This is a genomic window from Bradyrhizobium sp. UFLA05-109, from assembly GCF_054185165.1.
The window spans coordinates 57205-76140 of sequence record NZ_JBBIAR010000008.1 but is presented as its reverse complement, the minus strand read 5'-3'; the positions used below and the strand labels follow the sequence as shown (position 1 = coordinate 76140).

The window sequence follows — 18936 nt, the reverse complement described above, 5'->3', positions numbered from 1 at the left end:
ACCAAGGTGTAAGGAGCTTCGATGCTCGCGACGCTGAACAGCAAGCAAATCGTCGATGAAATCGTCAAGGACACGGTCAAGGATAACGATCCGCACGACGCGCTCGATATCGCGCCCGAGATCGTCCTGGCCTCGCGCCCGGACAAGGCTGCACCTGCGCCCACGCTCGTGCCTGACAGCGCAACGCGTCCGGAGCCGAAGATCAATCTGAAGATCAATCTGGTGAAGGAGGCTCCCGCGGCGGCGCCGTCGGTCGATACCGCAGTTCGCGTAGCGGCCAGCGATCTCCACGTCAGGCGCAAGCGCTCGTCGGTCGGCAGATGGCTCAGCGGCGCATTCGTCACCCTGCTGTTTGCCGGAGGCAGTGCCGCCGCGACGGTCGCCTGGCAGACACATGGCGATATGGCGAAAGCGATGATCGCTGAATGGATACCAGCCCTCGTGGCTTCGCCGTCGCAGGCGACACCACCAGCGACGGAGCAGGCTGCCTCGACCGAGCAGCAGGCCCCAGCCGAGCAGCAAGCCGCGGCGGCCGATCAACCCGCCGTGCAACCGGCAATTCCCGCTCAGGCGCAGGACAACGGCAGCACGAGCCCGCCGACGACGGCGCCCGACGCGGCACAGTCGCTCCAGTCGATGACGCGCGATCTCGCCGCCATGACGCAGCAGATCGAGCAGCTCAAGGCCAACATCGCCGAACTGAAAGCGAGCCAGGAGCAGATGGCACGCGAGATCGCGAAGGCCACGCCGCCGAAGCCGGCTGAGGCCAGGATTGCCGAACCGCGCGCGAAGCTCTCGGCTCTGCCGCCGCGGCCGGCGGCGCCTGTGCACAAGCCCAGGCCGTTGGCCACCGCCCCAGCCTATGCACCGACTTACGCGCCGGTGCCGATCGCGCCTCCGTCGCAAGCTGCTGCCGTTCCACCGCCGCCACCGCCTGCTTCCGCCTCGCAGCTCGCCGATGACGACGGACCCGTGGTGCGCCCGCCGATGCCGGTGCACTAGCGCAGGATCCGGACCCGAAGGGCCGCGTTAGCGCAAAGTGCGAAGCGGTTTTCCTCGCGACAAACGCGAAACGCGTTTGCGCGGAGATCACGCTCAAACAACAACCCAAAGCGCGATGACGCGTCATCCAAATCTCATCGCGCTTTAGCCTCGGACTCGTGAACCTTGCGGCTCACGATCAGACGCTTCGTCTCGAAGCCACGGCTCGCAACAACGCCACTGGTCATTTTGTTCGCGATCGTCGGATTGTTCGCTGATCGGACTGGCAAGCTGGATCGTTTCAACGGTCGCAGATCCGCAGGCCTTGGACAGCTTCGTCGCCAATGTCGTGACGCTGTTCGGCATGCTGCGTGTGCTGGCTTGCGTCCGAAGCAGAGGTGACGCTGTCTGAGTCGTCGAGAGACGTTGAGCCCGGACGATTACGGTGCAGCGAATTTGTGCCTGCAACAAAGAGAAAAGGCCGTCGGGATCTATGCCGCCGGCCTTCTCTTGCAACTGCCGGTTCCCGGAGCCCGGTTCTGTTGCAATTCCATGCTGCGAGCATGACGCGCACATACTTAATAAAATCTTAACGATCTCACGTCGTGCACATGATTTTTGCGCCATACACACAGAGATTGCGCGGACACTTCGTTCGGGAAAGATCGACTCAGTGGTACCATCACCTGAGTGAGACTTGTCGTCGGACTTGAGTACGGAAGACTTTGTAGTCAAGACTTGGGGACCTCAGATGCCTTACTACTACTTCGATCTCGTGGTTGGTGAAGAGTTCAAGAACCAGGGCAGTATTATCCTCGATGTGTATAAGAGACAGTCGCATGACGGGGCGGCATTCCACGCGTGAGGCGTTCTGACCTCACGGCCCGCGCGAACGCGCGCGATCTTCCACCCCATTGCGCAGCGGGGCGCCGGACGCTAGCCTCCCCAAAAAACGGGAGGGCATTGGAATGCGCTATGGTTGGTTGATCGCGGGCTTGATGCTGATCGCTGCACCCGCCCAGGCTGCGCCGCCGCGGTCGGTCTATGTGACGATGGTCCTGCAGGCCTTCGCCGCCAAGGTCGAATGCCCGGGCACCGATCTCGTCTACCAGGACCTGGTGAAGCGAGCGCAGGACATGCAGCTGCCCGACGGCACGACCGAAAAAGTGCGCAAGGCCATCGCCTTCATGCACACTGGCGGCAAGATGGGCGAGAAGCAGGACGACGACCTCATGGCCGAGGTCGCGGTCGCAACCCAATCGACCGATCTCGACCAGCGCCGGCTCGGAATGAGCAGCTGGTGCGAAGCCCAGAGGACCAATCTCGCGGGGCTCATTCACACCAAATAGCGGTCCCGCAGCGCGGCCCACGCCGCTTTCGGCAAGGCATATGGAGCAAACGTTAGCCATGCCGCCATGGAACCGGTGGCATTGGCCAACAATCGTCACAATCCTCGCAAGCATGCAGGCGGCTTCGTCAAGGAGACCCCAGATGCGGATAACCCACATCCTGCTTGCAAGTGTGCTCGCAGGCGCGTTGACGCCGCCCGTGCTCGCCAGGAATTCGAACAGCCAGCAGGCCGAAGAAAAATCGGCTGCGTCGACATGCAGCGCCTATCAGCAGGCGCCCGACGGTTCATGGACCCAGCTTCCCTGCAAGGAGACCGGCGAACGCAGCAGCCAAGCGCAGACCCAGCACAAGCCGCCGGCGCCGGGCACTGAACCGGACGCGCACTAAATCGCGCCAACTCAGCTCTGGTGTGGACCCTTCATGATCTTCATGGCGTCCTCGATGTGACGCCACTCCTTCGCCTCCTCGGCCTCGCCGCGGCTCTCGCAGGCCTGCGCCTGCTGGGCGGCCTGAGCAATCGCAGCAAAGCCATGCTTCTCGAGCATCTGACGCGCGATGGTGTGAACCTGGACCTCGGACATCATGGGCGCTCTCCCGATTGACGCGTCGCAGCCGCGGCGTTGACGTCCCGCGGCCTGTCTCAAACGGTCGAGCGCAAGCCGGGTTCCCGCGCGTCACATCACATCGGCTGGCCCAGAAATTTGAACGGCCGGGTCTCGTAGACGCAACAAAGGCAGCCCGCTGTCGCCAGCGGACTGCTGCCTTCTCATCCACCCCAAGTAAGACGATCCTGCCGGGCCTAAATCGCGATGAGATTAGGAGGAATCGTCATAGCGCTTTAGGTGGTTGTTTGAGCATGATTTTTTCGGAAAACCGCTCCACACTTTTCCGAATCATGCCCTACCCGACCGCCACCCGCTTACGCTCGATGTCGTTGGGCACCTCGATGTCGACCTCGAGCGTCGAGACTTCGTCGCCGCGTTCCAGCCGCACGACCACCTTGGTCGGATCGAGCGTGACGTGTTTCGAGACGACGGCGAGGATTTCCTCGCGCAGCACGCCGAGCAGATCAGGCTGACCGCGCTGTCCACGTTCATGGGCGAGCAGTATCTGCAACCGCTCGCGCGCGACCGGCGCAGTGGCGGCCTTGTTGCCGCGAAGAAGCCGGAGCAGCCCCATGCTCATGCCGCCCTCCGTCGCAAGAGGCGATCCATGAAGCCCTTTTTCTCGGAAGGTACGGTCATGCGGATGGTTTCGCCGCACAACCGCTTCGCCGCATCCATGTAGGCCCGCGCCGGAGCGCCGTCTGCATTGGACAGCGTCACGGGCGTACCGACATTGGAGGCCTTCAGCACGTCCTGGCTTTCCGGGATGATGCCGAGCAGCGGCGTCGCGAGTATCTCGAGGATGTCGTCGATGTTGAGCATCTCGCCGCGCAACGCACGCGAGGGATCGTAGCGCGTGATCAGGACGTGCTTTTCGACGCGCTCGCCCTTCTCGGCCCGCACCGTCTTGGAGTCGAGCATGCCGATGATCCGGTCGGAGTCGCGCACCGAGGAGACCTCGGGATTGGTGACGATCACGGCCTCGTCGGCGAAGCGCATCGCCATGGAGGCGCCGCGCTCGATGCCGGCAGGGCTGTCGCAGATCACCCAGTCGAAGCGACTGCGCAGATCGGCGATCACGTTGCGCACGCCCTCCTCCGTCAGCGCGTCCTTGTCGCGGGTTTGGGAGGCCGGCAGCAGCCAGAGGTTCTCCAGCCGCTTGTCGCGGATCAGGGCCTGCGGCAGCTTTGCAACCCCCTGCACCACGTTGATGAGGTCGAACACGACGCGCCGCTCGGCACCCATCACGAGGTCAAGGTTGCGCAAGCCGACGTCGAAATCGACGACCACGACCTTGTCGCCGCGCTGCGCCAGCGCCGCCCCCAAGGCTGCGGTCGTCGTGGTCTTGCCGACCCCGCCCTTGCCTGATGTCACGACCAGTACCTTACTCATCTCAAATATCTCCTTTGCTGGTCAGTTCAGTGCTGTAATTCGCATGGTGTTCCCCTGCAGCCAGGCCTGCGCCGGCTTGCCGCGCAAGGCAGCGTCGATGTCGTCCGCGGTCTGGTAAAATCCATCAATTGCAAGCAGTTCAGCCTCGATCTTTTGACAATAGATACGCGCGGAGGAGTGGCCGTTGACGCCGGCCATGGCGCGCCCGCGCAGCGCGCCGTAGACGTGGATTGAACCTCCCGCGACGACCTCGGCACCGGAACCGACCGAGCCGAGAATCGTCACGTCACCCTCAGGGAAGATCACGGTCTGGCCCGATCGCACGGGGCTTTCGAGCAGCAGCGAGCTCGGCTGCTTCGTGACCTCGACCTTCTTCGGCGCGCTCGGCTCGAGCCCACAGGAACGTCCACCCGAGAGCAGCGGGGGCATGTTCGGCGTCAACCGCGCCTCCTCAACCCCCTCGAGGCCGAGTACGCGGATGTTGCGCTCCTGCAGGCTTCCGAGCAGATGCGTGATGCCGGACTGGCTGAGATCGACCGAAGACAGGTCGACCACCACGGGGCGACCGGCAAAGAATCCCGGCGAGCGCGCGATCGTGGCGTCGATCTCCTGGAGCCAGTCGACGATCGGAACCGTCGGCACGAAGACGAAGGCGACGTAAGATCGGCCGCGCAGGCGCACCAATTGGCGTTGAGGTCTTGCTGCTGCCTCCATGGCTGCCGACTCGTCCTTGTTATTGAATGGTTAACGATGCGTCCGAGATGGTTAACGGCCGGTTAATTTCTCAATGCGTTACGTCACGCGGAGCGCTCCGCCTTCCCTCGCTGAAGAGCCCGCATTAGGATCGCCGCCGATTCCCGCTTGAGCTTCAGTTTTGGTCGATTTCGAGCCCATCTACACGATATCGCCAGCGGAGGTGGTCGCGCGCTTCCTCGCCGAGCGCTACGCGCTGGCAGCGCCCCTTCAGTGCCGGATGGTCAGGCGCGGCTTCAACGACACCTACCGCATCGTTACGGCCAGCGACGAGCGCTACATCTTCCGTCTGTCGCATCATCGCGCACGCGGAGCTGCAGACGTGGGGACGGAAACGGATTTCCTGGCTCACCTCGCCCGATCGGGCGTGCCGGTCGCCGCGGCCGTCCGAACGCCTGATGGCGCCCTCTTCGTTCGGGCACAAGCACGCGAGGGCCAGCGCGAAGGCGTGCTCTTCCATGAACTCCAGGGGCGCGCGCCCGAAGCAACATCCCTTGCCGATGCGCGCGCCAATGGCGTGACGCTGGCCAAGCTGCACAACGCCGCGGCCTCCTACAGCGCGCCTGCTCCACTCTACAGACTCGATCTCGATCATTTGTTGCGCCGGCCGCTCGCAAGAATCCGCAAGAGCGGTCTCTTGGAGGACGCGAGCGCCGAAGCCGCCGATCTCGAGGCCATCGCGACGCGAACCACTGAGCGGATCGAAGCCCATAACGAGTTGACCTGGACCCATTGTCACGGCGACTGCCACGGCTCCAATGCATGCATCACCGAGGCAGGCGAAGCGGCCTTCTTCGATTTCGACGATAGCGGACCGGGCTATCTCGCGTACGACCTCTCGGTCTTCCTGTGGGCAAAGGTGTCCTTTGGCCGCAAGCTTCACGCGGTGTGGCACGCCTTCGTCGATGGCTATCGAAGCGTTCGTCCCATCACGCAAAGCGATTTCGTGGCCGCGCATGCGTTCGTCATCGTCAGGCACTTCTGGCTGATGGGCGAGTACGCAAGCCGCACGCGGGAATGGGGCACCGAGCTGACCAAGTGGGTCGCCCGCGAGGGTGAATTCCTGAGGGCATGGGAGCGAGAGCAGCTCGACGGTCGACTGCTCTCGTAGATCCGCGCTACAGCAGCTTCGCGCTCACGAACAGCGCGCGCACGGCGTTCGTCGCCTGCACGGCAAGCATCGCGTTCTCAGCGGCGCCTTCGAGTGCGGCAACGGCCTCCTCATGCAGCGAACGGAATTCCATCCACTCCATCGAATTGTAGTTGGTGAGGAATTGATAGGCCTGGCCGACGGTCGCGATCGCCAGCGTGTTGCCGTTCAGGCGAATCTTGAACGTCGTGCGCAGCGGGGTGTCGGAACTGGTTGGATCACTCATGGGCTGCTTCTGCACGAGACGGCTTAACGAAGCGAAAACGCCAGCCCCTGCCGTTTGTTCAGACTTTTAGGAGTCCGAGGCCGATGCGCGCTGCGACACCGACGTGGCGCCCTTCAGGTTCGGCACCACGATCAGACGGTTGACCTCGCCGTCGTCATAGGCTTTCAGGAAACGATCGTAGAACTTGATCGAGACGCAGCCGTTGGAGTCGCCGCGCGGTCCGAGCATGTAGGGATGCGTGAGCAGCCCGACGCGGCCAAGGGCGCTGGTCCCGTCGACCGGCGTCATGCGCAGCGCGCGCACGCCATGGAACAGCTTCTCGCGCGGCTTCAGCTCGTAGGTCGCCGGCGGGGTCGCGCCGACCATGCGCTGGTCGACATGGTCGGGGTCGTCCATCATGGCGCCCATGCCGGAATGCGCTTCGAGCGCCACGCCGCTCGGCAGGTATACCGCCTTCGCCGAGAGGTCGTAGATCGCGGTCTTCGGATCGTAGCCGAGCGCGGCGAGATCAGGCCCCTGGCGGAACAGGCCGCTGTCGGGCGTCAGCGAGGCTAGCCTGACCTTGCCCGGGAACATGTCGGAGAATTTTTGCAGCAGGCTGCGGTTGTCGCCCTTCGGCAGGGAATCGGCAAAAGCCTGGCTGGAAGCGACCTGGGAGGCGAGATCGGCCTGGACCGGGCGCGACCGGGGCATCGGGACGTCGGGCTTCTGCGATAGCGGCGCCGCCGGTTCGGCCACCTGCTTGTCGTCCTCGGTCAGGGTCGAGCGCCAGTCGTCACGGACGAGCTGCTGGGCGAGCAGCGCCTTGGCGTCGCGGAGCTTGAGCTGGAGCATGCTGACCGCCGAGCGTTCGACGGAGCGCAAGCCGGTGTCGCGCTCTAGCGAGGTGGGCTGGAATCGGTCCTCAAATGACGTCGTTGGGCCGCTGGGCGGCAATGCAGCCGAGGCGAGAGAGGCCGTGTCGTTGCCGTAGGCGATCCAGGCGGCCGCGCCGACCGACAGCGCCAGGGCGGCCACAGACAGCAAAAGCGCTTCCGACCGCCCGATCCGGCGGCGCGACAAGAGCTTCTCGGCCCGTGCTGCGTCGGAAACCATCAGATCCCCAAATCGACCCGCTTAACCCCGTCTCGAACCCCTTGGGGTACCCAACCCCGTCGAGATTCTATACCAGCTACCACATCAGGAGCCAAAAGTTAGGCATAATCGCGGCCGGGGCGGTCGCCGGAGGCGGTTAATGAGCGATCCTTTTGATCTTGGGCGCTTCCTCCAGGCCCAGAACGACATCTATCCGGGGGTCGTCGGGGAGCTTTCGGCGGGGCGGAAGCGCAGCCACTGGATGTGGTTCATCTTCCCGCAACTGGCCGGGCTCGGCTTCAGCGCCATGTCGCAGCGCTATGCCATCGCCTCCCGCGCTGAGGCCGAGGCCTACCTCGCCCACCCCGTGCTCGGACCGCGCCTTCTCGAATGCACCGGCCTCGTGCTCGCAGTGAATGATCGCAACATCAACGCGATCCTCGGCGCGCCCGACGACGCCAAGTTCCGCTCGTCGATGACGCTGTTCGAAGCCACCTCGGGTGAGACGATCTTCGGCCAGGCGCTTGCCCGCTACTTTATCGGCGCGCGCGATGGCGCGACGCTCGAGATCCTCGCGGCTATGGACCGCAGCGCGGGCTGACCGGCTGAGGCAATGCTCCCGCCATCGTAAACCCCAGATTAAGCGGACCCACGTACCTTTGGAGCGATTTTACGCGTCATTGCCGGATAGCTCATGAAAATTGGTACGCTTCTGACTGCCGCCATCGTTTCGCTGTCGACGGTTGGCGGCGGTCTCGCCGTCTATGTCGCGGTGACCAAATATCAGACCATGGACCGGATCGCGGAGGCGCAAGACAGGCTCCAGATCGTGCGCGCGGTCGGCGACATCCCGCGCTATCTCAATCCCGAGCGCGGCTACGCCACCAACATTCTCTACGGCCCGGCGACGGTCGATCCCGGCATGCGCGCCGAGCACGAGAAGCTGCGCAGGCTGACGGATGGCGCCCGCGACAAGATGAACGCGCTGCGCAAGGAGCAACTTCCAGGCAGCCTCGACGACGGCAACACCATTGCCAGCAGCATCGACGCCTTGAATGCGAAATTTTCCGCCCTTCGCGGGGCCATCGACAAGGCGATCGACGGCCCGGCCGACGCCCGCAAGGACGCTGCGCGCAAGATCGTCGCCGACAATGCCGTATTCAACAACGGCGTCACCGCGCTCTTGAATGAGCAGGTCCGCCGCATGGCGATCCTCAACGGCGATGCCTATCGCCAGGCGAGCTACGCCAACATCGCCTGGGCGCTGCGCGACGTCGGCGGATTGAACGCTAGCCTGCACAAGAACCTCGTCGGCTCCAAAAGGGCCGCAACGGAGGCCGAAAAGATCGACGTCACCCGCACGCAAGGGCGCCACGACCAGATCCTGATGTCGCTGCAGGAATTGCGCGGCAATCCGACGACGCCGGCGAACGTCGCCGCCGCGCTCGAGACAATGAATTCCGACTATGTCGAAGGCTTTGGCCGCGACCTCAAGCTCGTCAAGGACGGCGCTGCGAGCGGCAAGTACGACATTGACGTCGATACTTTCTATGCGGACTCGCAGCGCGGGCTGGGCGCCGTGATCGGCGTGCGCGAGGCATTTTACGACAACGCCGAGCAGATCCTCGGCACTGCCTCGGCCGCCGCGCGGCTGAGCTTCGCGATCGCGCTGGCCGGCCTCGCGGCCGTGCTCGTCGCGAGCGTCGGGATGATCATCATGGTCCGCCGCCGCGTCTGTGCGCCGATCGTCAGCCTGACGACGCGGATGTCGCGCCTCGCCGCCGGCGAGATGGCGGACGAGATTCCGGGCGCCGCGCGCTCCGACGAGATCGGCGCGATGGCCGCTGCCGTTCGGGTCTTCAAGGACAACATGATCAAGGCCGAGCAGCTCGCTGCCGAGAAGCAGGCCGAGAACGACGGCAAGATGCGGCGCGCGCAGATCCTCGACGAGCTCACCCGCGCTTTCGAGGCCAAGGTCTCCGAGCTCGTCGGCGGCCTGTCCTCGGCGTCGGCCACGATGGAAAGCACGGCGCAGTCGATGACCGCGACGGTGTCCGCGACCAACAGCCAGGCCGCGGTCGTCGCGGCCGCCTCCGAGCAGACCTCGACCAACGTGCAGACGGTCGCGAGCGCGACCGAGGAGCTCACCTCCTCGATCGCCGAGATCGGCCGCCAGGTCGCCCAGTCCACCGAGATCGCGGCACGCGCCGTAGACAATGCCCGCCGCACCGGTGATACCGCCCGCACCCTTGCCGAGGGCGCCCAGAAGATCGGCGACGTCGTCACGCTGATCCAGAGCATCGCCGAACAGACCAACCTGTTGGCACTGAACGCGACCATCGAGGCGGCGCGCGCCGGTGACGCCGGCCGCGGCTTTGCCGTGGTCGCCTCCGAGGTCAAATCGCTGGCGGGACAGACCGCGAAGGCGACGACCGAGATCTCCGAGCAGATTTCCGCGATACAGTCCGCGAGCGACGAGACGGTCGCTGCGATCCGCAACGTCGCCGACGTGATTGCCGAGATCGATCATATCGGCACCGCGATCGCGGCGGCGATCGAGGAGCAGGGATCCGCGACCAAGGAGATTTCGCGCAGCGTCCAGGAGGCCGCGCGCGGCACCCAGGAGGTCAATTCCAACATCACCGGCGTGCAGCGCGCAGCCGACGATACGGGAGTTGCCGCCAATCAGGTGCTGGGCGCAGCCGAGCAGCTCTCCTCGCAGTCACGCGATCTTGCCGGCCAGGTCAACCGTTTCCTCAGCGAGGTCAGGGCCGCCTAGCGCATCGTCAATAAGGCGGCGGCTTGCGGGCTCGCTGCGCTTTCGCAGCTTCGACCCACCAGGTGAGATCGTCGGCAAACCGCGGGAACGAGCGTTCCAGTGCCTTGCCGCCCTCGCCCGTCGGCTCGCCCTCGGCCGACAGCGTCTGCGCGATCGGACCGGCCGAGATGGTGCTCGAGATCACCACCATGCCCATTTCCGACAGCGTGCCGTGCCAGGCGGTTGCGGCCCGGGCGCCGGAGAAGCGACCGGCGGAATAGCTGACGATTGCGGCCGGGCGCCAGAACCATTCCTCGAGAAAATGATCGGTGAGGTTCTTCAACCCCGGCTGAACACCCCAATTGTATTCGCCGGTGACGAACACGAAACCGTCGGCATCGCGGATCTGAGTCGCCAGCCTCTCAAGTGCCTCCGGAGCCTGCCCTTTGGGATGCTCCTTGTACATGCGGTCGAGCATGGGAAGGCCGACCGCCTTGGCGTCGATGAAGGTGACCTCGTCGCCGCGGCTCCGCAAGCCGTTGACGACGAAATGCGCCAGGCGAATGCCCATGCGGTCGGAGCGGTAGGAGCCGTAGAAGACGAGGATGCGATTGCCCATGATGGGCGCATCCTAGCACGAAGCGTTATGCCGACCTATTCACGAAAGCCGCGATGAAAGGTCAGCTCTTTCGGGCGCGCTCCAGCGTCTGCGATGGCGTCTCGCCGAACTGGTGCCGATAAGTTCTCGAGAAGTCGCTGAGGTGCCAGAAGCCGAAGGCAAGCGCGGCGGCCTTCACACTCTCGGGCCCCGTCAGCAGTCGTTTGCGCACGAGCCACAGCCGCCAGAGTCGTAGATAGCGGTGCAGACTCATGCCCCGATAGCGCTGGACCGCATCATGCATGCTGCGCACGGACAGGCCGAGCTTGCTGGCCAACTCCTCGCTGTAGATGGGCTGAGCGAGATCATCCAGCAGGAGCGCGCGGATGTCCTGGAATGTCCTGAAATGCCGCTCGTCATTGGCCCGCGCGGTCCAGCGCGCCGGAACGACGCCAGCGAACGCCGCATCGATCGCGGCGAGCAGGGATTCCCTCATCGCGGATGCCTTCATCGGCCATTCGACGGCATCGACCGGTTCCGATGCAGCAGTGATCACCTCCCGGATCAGCCTGCGCAGCCAGCTCAGCGCCAGCGCGCTCGTTTCATAGATGTGGAAGTTTGCCCTCGTCTCCGGCCAACCGCGCCCGCTCACCTCCGGCGTAAACATCACCGAGGCGTATTGTCGCTCGACTTCCTCGACCGCGTTGAAGACGGCGCCACCACCGCCGATGACGATGGCCGCGCGATCCCGCTGCGCTCCGTTGAAACGAATGGGAACCTCGTGGTCGTCCATCGTGAAGCCAACCGCGGTGCAGTTCTTCACGAGCTGCGCATCCACGATACGTGGAAAGGATTTCGTGAAGTTGACGTCGCAACCCGGCAGATTCAGGATGGTCTGCACGGCCGCGATCCTCCGCACGAGCGGCGTGAACTCCACGTCCAAGGTTCTTATCGAACTGCGGAATTCATCGACATCGTCAAATCGAAATATCTTTGGCCCCAACGTTGGCGCCCCCACGAATGGTCATTCATAGCGAATCAAAAAAACTGTCAGTAACGGTGACCCGATTTGGTCACCCACTCAATTGTATCTTCGGTCCGGTCCGGCGCTGGCCTGACCACGCAACGGTCGTTTGGGCCTTTAAGGGTTTCGCGGCGGCATCTGCCGAATTTCGATATCGATTCAAATTTTACTGCGGCGCAAAGGCGCCACCGCACCTTGCAATGTAACCGATGTTTAACAACTTTGGCGCGCAATTGCCCCCGTAGAAACACCGTCGTTTTTTTAGCGGATCAGGCCCGCCATGAATGCCATTTTGCCTGCCGATATTGTTGCCGAGCTCGAAAGCACCATCGCAGGCTGCGCCTACGAGCGCCGTGTCCGCATGCTTCGGCGGACGACCGACCTGCTCGTTGCAGGTCGCGATCGTCTTCAGGAGCCAGCGATCAGTGCGCTGGACGAGGTCCTGCTTCGCATTGCGGAACGAATCGAGCCGACGGCCCTCACGCAGCTGAGCACCGCGCTGGTCGATCTGAGCTTGGCTCCGAGGGAGACGTCGCGTCGTCTTGCCTTCCATGACGATCCGATGGTTGCGGGCCCGCTCCTTCTCAAATCGCGCACGATTTCGGCGAACGACCTGGCGACAATTGCGACGTCGCGCGGGGAGCAGCATCTGCTGGCGATCTCTGGAAGGAACCCGGTCGATCCAGCCCTGACGGACATTCTGCTGAAGCGCGGCGGCAAGAATGTCGGTCGCGCGCTGGTGAACAATCCGGGCGCCGCTTTTTCCGCCGCGGGCTATGCCATGCTGATCGCCAGGGCCGAACATGACAACGAGATCGCCAGGGCGCTGGCATTCCGTTCCGACACGCCCGACAAGATTGTCCGCGGGCTCTTCCCCAGGCTGAGCCCGGACGCGAGGGCTGCCATACTTGATGCTGCTGCCCCCGCTTTGCGCGAGCGGATCGAGACCGTGCTCAGTCCGACACGGCCCACGGCACGGCCGAAGCTTCCGTCATCGGCCGACTATGCCGAAGCGAGGCTCTCCGTCGTCGCGCTCAACCGCGTCGGGAAGCTCAACGATTCGACCATCAACCGCTTCGCGATCCGGGGCGAGGCAGCCAATCTGATCGCCTCACTCTCGGTGCTGTCGGGTGCGCCGACCGACGTGATCGAAAAAATCATCACCGACGAGGATTGCGAAGCACTGGTCATGGCCTGCCGCGCCTCCCGCCTGAACTGGCAGACGACGCTCGCCATCCTCTGCAATCGCGGCGGCCCGCGCCTTTCCTATGAGCAGCGCGAGCGCGCCCAAAAGCTGTTCGACGAGCTCTATCTTTCAACAAGCCAGTGGGCGGTGCGCTGGGGCGAAATGGCCGCAAGCGCCGGGGCCGTTACTGCCGACAACAACAATAAGCGCGGGAAATCCGGGGCCAGCCCATGAAATTTGACGGTCGCAAAGCACACCGCGTTCGGATGGATCACAAGCAGCCCGTCAATCTGATGGGGGCGGACGGCACCTGGCGCCGCTCCTGTGTGCTGCTTGATGTTTCGGACAGCGGCGCCAAGATCGAGGTCGAAGGAACCCTCGACGTTCTGCAAGCGAGGGAATTCTTCATGCTGCTGTCCTCGACGGGCCTCGCCTATCGCCGCTGCGAACTGGTCTGGATCGACGGAACAATGGCAGGGATTCACTTCATCAAGACGGGAAGGAAAGGACCGGCAAAGGCCGACAGCGAACTGGCGAAGAGCAAGTAGCCGTCGCTGAAAGCCACAGCCGTGCCAAGTTCCAGTGTCGTCGCACCAGTCAAAGCTCAAAAGAGCGTCCCGGAGCCTCGGGCCGCGCACGCCTTCGTGCATGTGCTGGCTGACAGCTCGGACAAGCTGTCCGGAGTTTGCTCGATCGTCGAACGGAAATTCGCCGTGGCGGGTGAACGGCTCGATGCCGAGGCACGGCTGCCGCACTCACCGCTTGCCGTCGTCGTGCGCGCGGACCTTCGCGACGTCGACAACATCGCTGCGTTGAAGAAGCGGTCTGCGCGACTGGCCAAGGCGAGCAAGCGCATCTTCCTGGTCGAGCCGCCCTCCCACGTTTGCATCTCGCAGGCCTACGCCCTCGGCGCCACGCACGTCCTGCCGGGCGTACCCAACCAGGCCAAGCTCCTGGCCGCGCTGCTCGGGTCGCCGAACTCCGATGCCACATCCGCAGATGGCCAGTCGCAACCGGATGACGCCGTCGAGGCGGGAGCGACCGCCATCGGCTCGATGTTCAGCTCGGTCATGCTCGGTGAGACCATCGATGTCGATGGAACGAGGGAAGCCGGCCGCAAGATCGCCAACCGCATTGCAGAACACGGCCTGTCGGAATGGCTCACCACGGTACGGCGTCATCACGAGGGAACCTACCAGCATTGCCTGCTGGTCACCGGCGTCGCCATCGACTTTGGCTTGAGTCTCGGCGTCAGGAAGGACGATCTCGAACGGCTGTACTCGGCGGCCATGTTTCACGACATCGGCAAGGCGAAGATTCCGCTGGCGATCCTCGACAAGCCGGGACGCCTCGACGCCGAGGAGCGCACACTGATCGAGACGCACCCGGTCGCGGGATACGAGGTTCTGAAGGATTATGCCAACATCTCGCCCGAGATCCTCGATGCGGTACGTCATCACCACGAATATCTCGACGGCAGCGGCTATCCGGACGCGCTTGGCGCCGAAAACATTGCGGATGTCGTTCGAATTCTCACCATCTCCGACATCTTCGCCGCGCTGATCGAGCACCGGTCGTACCGACCGACAATGCCGCGCGAGGAGGCCTATGGCGTTCTCCTGGGGATGCAGGGCAAACTGGAAAAGGCGCTGGTCGCCTCATTCAAGCAGGTCGCGCTGACCCGCTGATCGCGCATCGGCGCCTTCAATGCGTTCGCCTTAGTGCGTGGCGCGGTATTTGGCGCGACGCGGAATCGATCGGCACGCCAAGCCTTCCGCCAGCCGCTTCATGTCTTCACGTTTGCCGCTGCAAATCAACCGGCCGAATTCTTCGGGAGAGAAAGGGAGACTTGGATCATCATCGTCGGGATACCGCACTCGCGGCCCAAGCAACCATCGCACCAGGCTAGCCAGCCGCCGCATGTGAATTCCCTCGCGCCAGCAACAAACCTTTCAACGCGCTTATTGTTCCTCCTGACGAGTCGAGATTGCAAGAGCCGGTTGGGAGTCCGCACCAAAAATTTCGGCAGAAGAATATTCTCTTGGTAAACCGCAACGCGCTCCCGCAATATGCAACCTTTAGTCGGCGAATCCGACGAAGCGCACGAACTCGCTGTTCTCCTCTCGATCGGATCGCACGGCATTGGCGGCAAACGTGTCGTCCGGATATCCCATCGCAACGCAGGTCATGATGACCTCGTCGTCGGGGATCTCAGCGACCTCGCGCACGATGTCGGAGCGCATGATGCCCTGCCCGTTGATCACCGAACCAAGGCCGCGATCCCATGCCGCGAGCACGATGCCGTAGCAAAGCGCGCCGAGATCGAAGTGGCAGACCGCGCCGGGGTCGAGCACACGGTCATAGGTGAGCACCAGTGAGACCGGCGCATCGAATTGGCGGAAGCCGCGCAACACCCAATCCTGCCGCATCGGCTTGTCGTCGCGCGCGATCCCCATCGCGCCGAATAATTTCTTGGCAATGTCGACCTGACGCGTGCGATGAATGCCTTGGTATTCGCCATGGCTGACGATGTCGCGTTTGACCTTGGCACCGGCGACCATCTCCTCCATGTTGCGTCGGCGTACCTGCTCGAGCGGCGCACCAGTGAGCACATGAACGTGCCAGGGCTGGGTGTTCATCGAAGACGGCGCACGCTTGGCCACATCGATGATCGCCTCAATCTCCGCGCGCGGCACCGGGTGCTTTTTGAAACCGCGCACGCTACGACGGGACTGCACCAGCGTTTCGAAATCCACCTGTTCCCCCTGCCTCTCCTGCTTTCCGTACCACGCAATTTCGGCGCGACCCGGCCGCCGGTTGCCCAACCGGCGCTCGAAACCTATGCTAGCGCGCAAGCAAAACCAAGAACCGTTGCAAGACGCCTTGAAAGACCCGCCGATGCCCGCACCGCTCGATCCCGTCATTGCCCAGATCATCGCGACGCTGCCGCTGCGCGATCCCGCGACGATGACACCGCAGAGCGCCCGCGAGTCCCTGCTTGCACTTGCTGCCGCGCGCGCCGCCGTGCCGCCGCCGCCCGTGGAGGAGGTCCGGGATATCGAGGTGAGGGGCGGCGCGGGATCGCTTGCCGCACGCGTGTATCGCCTCGGTTCGAAGCCCGCGCCGACCGTGATCTACTTCCACGGCGGCGGCTGGGTTGCAGGCAATCTCGACACCCATGACCGGCAGGCGCGATTCCTCGCGATCGAGACCGGCGCGGTCGTGGTCTCCGTCGACTATCGGCGTCCGCCGGAGACGCGCTTTCCCGGCGCATTCGAGGATGCCTTTGCCGCGGCACGCGACGTGTTCGACCGCATCGCGGATTTTGGCGGCGACGTGAAGCGGGTCGGCGTGGCCGGTGACAGCGCCGGCGGCAATCTCGCAGCAGGCACCGCAATCGCCTGCCGCGACGCCGGCATCGGACTCGCCGGACAGTTTCTGGTCTATCCCGCGACCGACGTGGTTGGCAATTATGCGGATACGACCGAGAACGCGCACTTTCCCTCACGCACCGAAAATGCGGACGGCTATTTCCTGTCGCGCGCGGTGATGGAATGGTTTGCTGGCCATTACCTCGCCGATCCCTCGCACGCACAGGATTGGCGCGCCTCGCCGCTGAGGGCCAAATCGCTCGCCGGCGTTGCGCCGGCCGTCGTCACGACGGCCTGGTTCGATCCGCTGCGCGACGAGGGCGCGGCCTATGCACGGGCGCTGGAGACCGCCGGCGTTCCCGTCAGGCATCACGAGGGTGCCGGCCTGATCCACGGCTATTTCAGCATGGGTGAAGCCTCCGAGGTTGCGCGCCTCGAGGCCCAGCGCGCGCGTGCCGATTTCAAGGCGTTGCTCGCCCGCGGGGCATGAAGAACTGCTAACTGCTGCGCGCCCGCTGCGTCGCCGTATGGCCCCAGGCTTCGTCCCAGTCCTGACCGCTGGCATCGATCACCCGGCCGTCGGCCTCGAAGAACTTGTTCGGCACCTGGAAGATCGCAAGAACCAGCGCTCCCTCCGGGCACCAGGCGACGTGACGGCTGCCGGCTTCGCGCCAGATGAACTCGCCGGCCCCGCACGCGATGTCCTTGGCGAGCCCCTCCTTATCGACGAGCGCGCCTTCGATCACGTAGCTCTGCTCGATGCCGACATGCTCATGATCGGGTAGCACCGCCCCAGGCGCAAAGCGCATCAGGGCCGTCATCAGTCCCGTGCTGCGATCGAACAGCAACGTCTTGGTTTCGCAGCCCGGAAAGCGCGTTTTCTGCCAGTCCATGATTTGGGGTTGAACCAGGTGGGAATGCCGGTCGGCGGTTTGCGGGCCTGTCGGGGCGTCCATCGCAATGCTCCGTTCCTGCTGGATTATGAACGAGGCTAACAGCTTTGCAGCAACCGGTCAGCGCGCAGTGCAGCAAGCTGAGTTGAATCTTCGCCTCCACCAGATCTGGACCCGAAGGGCCGCATTAGCGCAAAGTGTGAAGCGGTTTTCCCTCGCGACTAACGCAGCACGTTTGCGCGGAGATCATGCTCAAAACAACAACCTAAAGCGCGATGATGGTTCAGCCCAATCTCATCGCGCTTTAGTGCCTCCTGCCGGAAGACCAGGGATTCCGACCAGCATGCCAGCCTTTTTCACTCGCATTGTCTTTGCCGCAACCACCTCGCTGTGGCTGATCTGCGATGCGGCAGCCGCACCGGAGACGGTCTATTTCCGCAGTGCCGACGGCCGCACACAGCTCGTCGGCTATTTATTCCGCCCGCAGGCGGCGGGTCCCGCTCCCGCCATCGTGCTGCTGCACGGCCGCGGCGGGCCCTATTCCAGCAACGTCAATGCGGACTGCACCGTCGTTGGCCCCAAGGTCACCTCGCCCTGCAACGCTGCGACCCTGTCGAAACGGCACGTGATGTGGGGCCAATACTGGGCAGCACGCGGCTATCTCACACTGCTGCCGGACAGTTTTGGTCCGCGCGGCAAGGCCTACGGTTTCGGCCGTTTCACCCATGACGATTCCGATCGTGACGACGTCAACGAGAAAACCGTGCGCCCGCTCGATGCCGAGGGCGCGCTTGCCTATTTGCGCAGCCGCAGCGACGTGATCGGCAACCAGATCTTCCTCCAGGGCTGGTCGAACGGCGGCAGCACCGCGCTGAACGTGATGATCCGGCAAGGCGCAAACCTGGCAGCCGGCTTTCGCGGCGCACTCGCGTTCTATCCGGGTTGCGGACCGAAGGCGCTATTGCAGCCGACGATCTCCACGACCGCGCCGATCGCCATGTTCCTGGGCGCCAGCGATGAGGAGGTGTCGCCCGTGTTGTGCCAGGAGGCCGCCGACCGGGCGGGCCAGGCCGGCAGCAAGATCGACGTCACGGTCTATCCCGGCGCGACCCATGATTTCGACGATCCCTTGCCGCTCCACCAGTCGGTCGCCGCAAATCAGGCGGCGTTGAACGACGTGCAGGTCAAGGCGATTGCTACAGTAGCACGCTGGAAAAAATGAAGCGATCGCCAGGCCGAACGCTGATCTTGCTTGATTGCGCCACGATTCGGAGTTCCAATTCCCGAACCATTGTTTAGGGAGACACCCATGATGAAGCGGATTTTCCTGGCTGCCGTCGTCGCCACCTTCGCGGCCGGTTCGGCCTTCGCAGAGGATACCTGCGAAAGCAAGGCCGTTGGCAAGGATGGCAAGCCGCTGGCCGGCGCCGCCAAGACCTCGTTCATGAAGAAATGCAAGGAAGATGCCTGCGCGCCCAAGGCGGTTGGCTCCGATGGCAAGCCGCTCGCCGGCGCCGCCAAGAGCAGCTTCATGAAGAAGTGCGAGATGGGCGCTTAAGGCGCGGCGCGATCGGC

At 63.9% G+C, this 18936-nt stretch carries 22 protein-coding genes; 12 read left to right on the top strand and 10 right to left on the bottom strand.

The genetic code is table 11. The features are described from left to right. The first annotated feature begins 21 nt into the window (after positions 1-21). The 3 genes from Q3C01_RS07715 to Q3C01_RS07705 all read left to right on the top strand — a co-directional run bounded on the left by Q3C01_RS07715 (position 22) and on the right by Q3C01_RS07705 (position 2718). On the top strand, positions 22-1002 hold the full coding sequence (locus Q3C01_RS07715) for a hypothetical protein (protein ID WP_458144723.1): 981 nt from the start codon (positions 22-24) through the stop codon (positions 1000-1002). A gap of 947 nt (positions 1003-1949) precedes the next feature. Next, complete coding sequence (locus Q3C01_RS07710; RefSeq protein ID WP_458144722.1) at positions 1950-2330, top strand: hypothetical protein; 381 nt, start codon at positions 1950-1952, stop codon at positions 2328-2330. Positions 2331-2472: 142 nt separating this feature from the next. Continuing rightward, a complete protein-coding gene (locus Q3C01_RS07705) occupies positions 2473-2718 on the top strand; it encodes a hypothetical protein (RefSeq protein ID WP_458144721.1) in 246 nt (81 codons plus the stop codon). An 11-nt stretch (positions 2719-2729) separates the two neighbouring features. Here the strand turns inward: Q3C01_RS07705 and Q3C01_RS07700 are convergent, their stop codons facing one another. From Q3C01_RS07700 to minC, 4 genes are all read right to left on the bottom strand, one after another. Next, positions 2730-2915 (bottom strand): hypothetical protein, encoded by a 186-nt coding sequence (locus tag Q3C01_RS07700; RefSeq protein WP_458144720.1) that lies wholly within the window; start codon positions 2913-2915, stop codon positions 2730-2732. A 316-nt stretch (positions 2916-3231) separates the two neighbouring features. Beyond that, entirely contained in the window at positions 3232-3516 is a 285-nt protein-coding gene (gene minE, locus Q3C01_RS07695; protein WP_458144719.1) for a cell division topological specificity factor MinE, read from the bottom strand. After that, positions 3513-4328, bottom strand: a complete 816-nt coding sequence (gene minD / locus Q3C01_RS07690; RefSeq protein WP_458144718.1) for a septum site-determining protein MinD — start codon at positions 4326-4328, stop codon at positions 3513-3515. The genes minE and minD overlap by 4 nt, the downstream gene beginning before the upstream one ends. 21 nt (positions 4329-4349) lie before the next feature. Then, on the bottom strand, positions 4350-5042 hold the full coding sequence (gene minC / locus Q3C01_RS07685; RefSeq protein ID WP_458144717.1) for a septum site-determining protein MinC: 693 nt from the start codon (positions 5040-5042) through the stop codon (positions 4350-4352). A 160-nt stretch (positions 5043-5202) separates the two neighbouring features. On the opposite strand from minC, the gene Q3C01_RS07680 reads away from it, so the two are divergent. After that, on the top strand, positions 5203-6192 hold the full coding sequence (locus tag Q3C01_RS07680; RefSeq protein WP_458144716.1) for a phosphotransferase enzyme family protein: 990 nt from the start codon (positions 5203-5205) through the stop codon (positions 6190-6192). Positions 6193-6199: 7 nt separating this feature from the next. On the opposite strand, the gene Q3C01_RS07675 is transcribed toward Q3C01_RS07680, so the two are convergent. Further along, positions 6200-6457 carry a hypothetical protein gene (locus Q3C01_RS07675; RefSeq protein WP_458144715.1) on the bottom strand — a complete coding sequence of 86 codons (258 nt, stop codon included), beginning with the start codon at positions 6455-6457 and terminating at the stop codon, positions 6200-6202. A 66-nt stretch (positions 6458-6523) separates the two neighbouring features. Further along, a complete protein-coding gene (locus tag Q3C01_RS07670) occupies positions 6524-7552 on the bottom strand; it encodes a DUF2778 domain-containing protein (protein WP_458144714.1) in 1029 nt (342 codons plus the stop codon). A 139-nt stretch (positions 7553-7691) separates the two neighbouring features. Here Q3C01_RS07670 and Q3C01_RS07665 point away from each other — a divergent pair, with 139 nt between their 5' ends. Both Q3C01_RS07665 and Q3C01_RS07660 read left to right on the top strand, forming a co-directional pair. Beyond that, positions 7692-8132, top strand: a complete 441-nt coding sequence (locus tag Q3C01_RS07665; protein ID WP_458144713.1) for a DUF1810 domain-containing protein — start codon at positions 7692-7694, stop codon at positions 8130-8132. Positions 8133-8225: 93 nt separating this feature from the next. Beyond that, positions 8226-10310 (top strand): methyl-accepting chemotaxis protein, encoded by a 2085-nt coding sequence (locus Q3C01_RS07660; protein ID WP_458144712.1) that lies wholly within the window; start codon positions 8226-8228, stop codon positions 10308-10310. 7 nt (positions 10311-10317) lie between these two features. On the opposite strand, the gene Q3C01_RS07655 is transcribed toward Q3C01_RS07660, so the two are convergent. After that, positions 10318-10908, bottom strand: a complete 591-nt coding sequence (locus Q3C01_RS07655; protein ID WP_458144711.1) for an NADPH-dependent FMN reductase — start codon at positions 10906-10908, stop codon at positions 10318-10320. A gap of 61 nt (positions 10909-10969) precedes the next feature. Next, positions 10970-11839: an AraC family transcriptional regulator gene (locus Q3C01_RS07650; RefSeq protein WP_458144821.1), complete on the bottom strand. Its 870-nt coding sequence runs from the start codon at positions 11837-11839 to the stop codon at positions 10970-10972. A gap of 352 nt (positions 11840-12191) precedes the next feature. Here Q3C01_RS07650 and Q3C01_RS07645 point away from each other — a divergent pair, with 352 nt between their 5' ends. Genes Q3C01_RS07645 through Q3C01_RS07635 form a run of 3 tightly spaced genes read left to right on the top strand, consistent with a single transcriptional unit; the run spans position 12192 to position 14785 of the window. Next, entirely contained in the window at positions 12192-13331 is a 1140-nt protein-coding gene (locus Q3C01_RS07645) for a DUF2336 domain-containing protein (protein ID WP_458144710.1), read from the top strand. Then, positions 13328-13645, top strand: coding sequence for a PilZ domain-containing protein (locus Q3C01_RS07640; RefSeq protein ID WP_458144709.1), 318 nt, complete (start codon positions 13328-13330; stop codon positions 13643-13645). The genes Q3C01_RS07645 and Q3C01_RS07640 overlap by 4 nt, the downstream gene beginning before the upstream one ends. A 21-nt stretch (positions 13646-13666) precedes the next feature. Continuing rightward, positions 13667-14785, top strand: coding sequence for an HD-GYP domain-containing protein (locus Q3C01_RS07635; RefSeq protein WP_458144708.1), 1119 nt, complete (start codon positions 13667-13669; stop codon positions 14783-14785). 390 nt (positions 14786-15175) lie between these two features. Here the strand turns inward: Q3C01_RS07635 and Q3C01_RS07630 are convergent, their stop codons facing one another. Continuing rightward, entirely contained in the window at positions 15176-15853 is a 678-nt protein-coding gene (locus Q3C01_RS07630; protein ID WP_458144707.1) for a nitroreductase, read from the bottom strand. A gap of 142 nt (positions 15854-15995) precedes the next feature. On the opposite strand from Q3C01_RS07630, the gene Q3C01_RS07625 reads away from it, so the two are divergent. Further along, on the top strand, positions 15996-16958 hold the full coding sequence (locus tag Q3C01_RS07625) for an alpha/beta hydrolase (protein ID WP_458144706.1): 963 nt from the start codon (positions 15996-15998) through the stop codon (positions 16956-16958). 7 nt (positions 16959-16965) lie between these two features. On the opposite strand, the gene Q3C01_RS07620 is transcribed toward Q3C01_RS07625, so the two are convergent. Further along, a complete protein-coding gene (locus Q3C01_RS07620; protein WP_458144705.1) occupies positions 16966-17424 on the bottom strand; it encodes a cupin domain-containing protein in 459 nt (152 codons plus the stop codon). Between the two features lie 280 nt (positions 17425-17704). Here Q3C01_RS07620 and Q3C01_RS07615 point away from each other — a divergent pair, with 280 nt between their 5' ends. After that, the gene (locus tag Q3C01_RS07615; protein ID WP_458144704.1) at positions 17705-18583 is read left to right on the top strand and encodes a dienelactone hydrolase family protein; all 879 of its coding nucleotides are present in this window, start codon (positions 17705-17707) and stop codon (positions 18581-18583) included. Between the two features lie 87 nt (positions 18584-18670). Further along, a complete protein-coding gene (locus tag Q3C01_RS07610; protein ID WP_458144703.1) occupies positions 18671-18919 on the top strand; it encodes a hypothetical protein in 249 nt (82 codons plus the stop codon). Positions 18920-18936 lie beyond the last annotated feature (17 nt).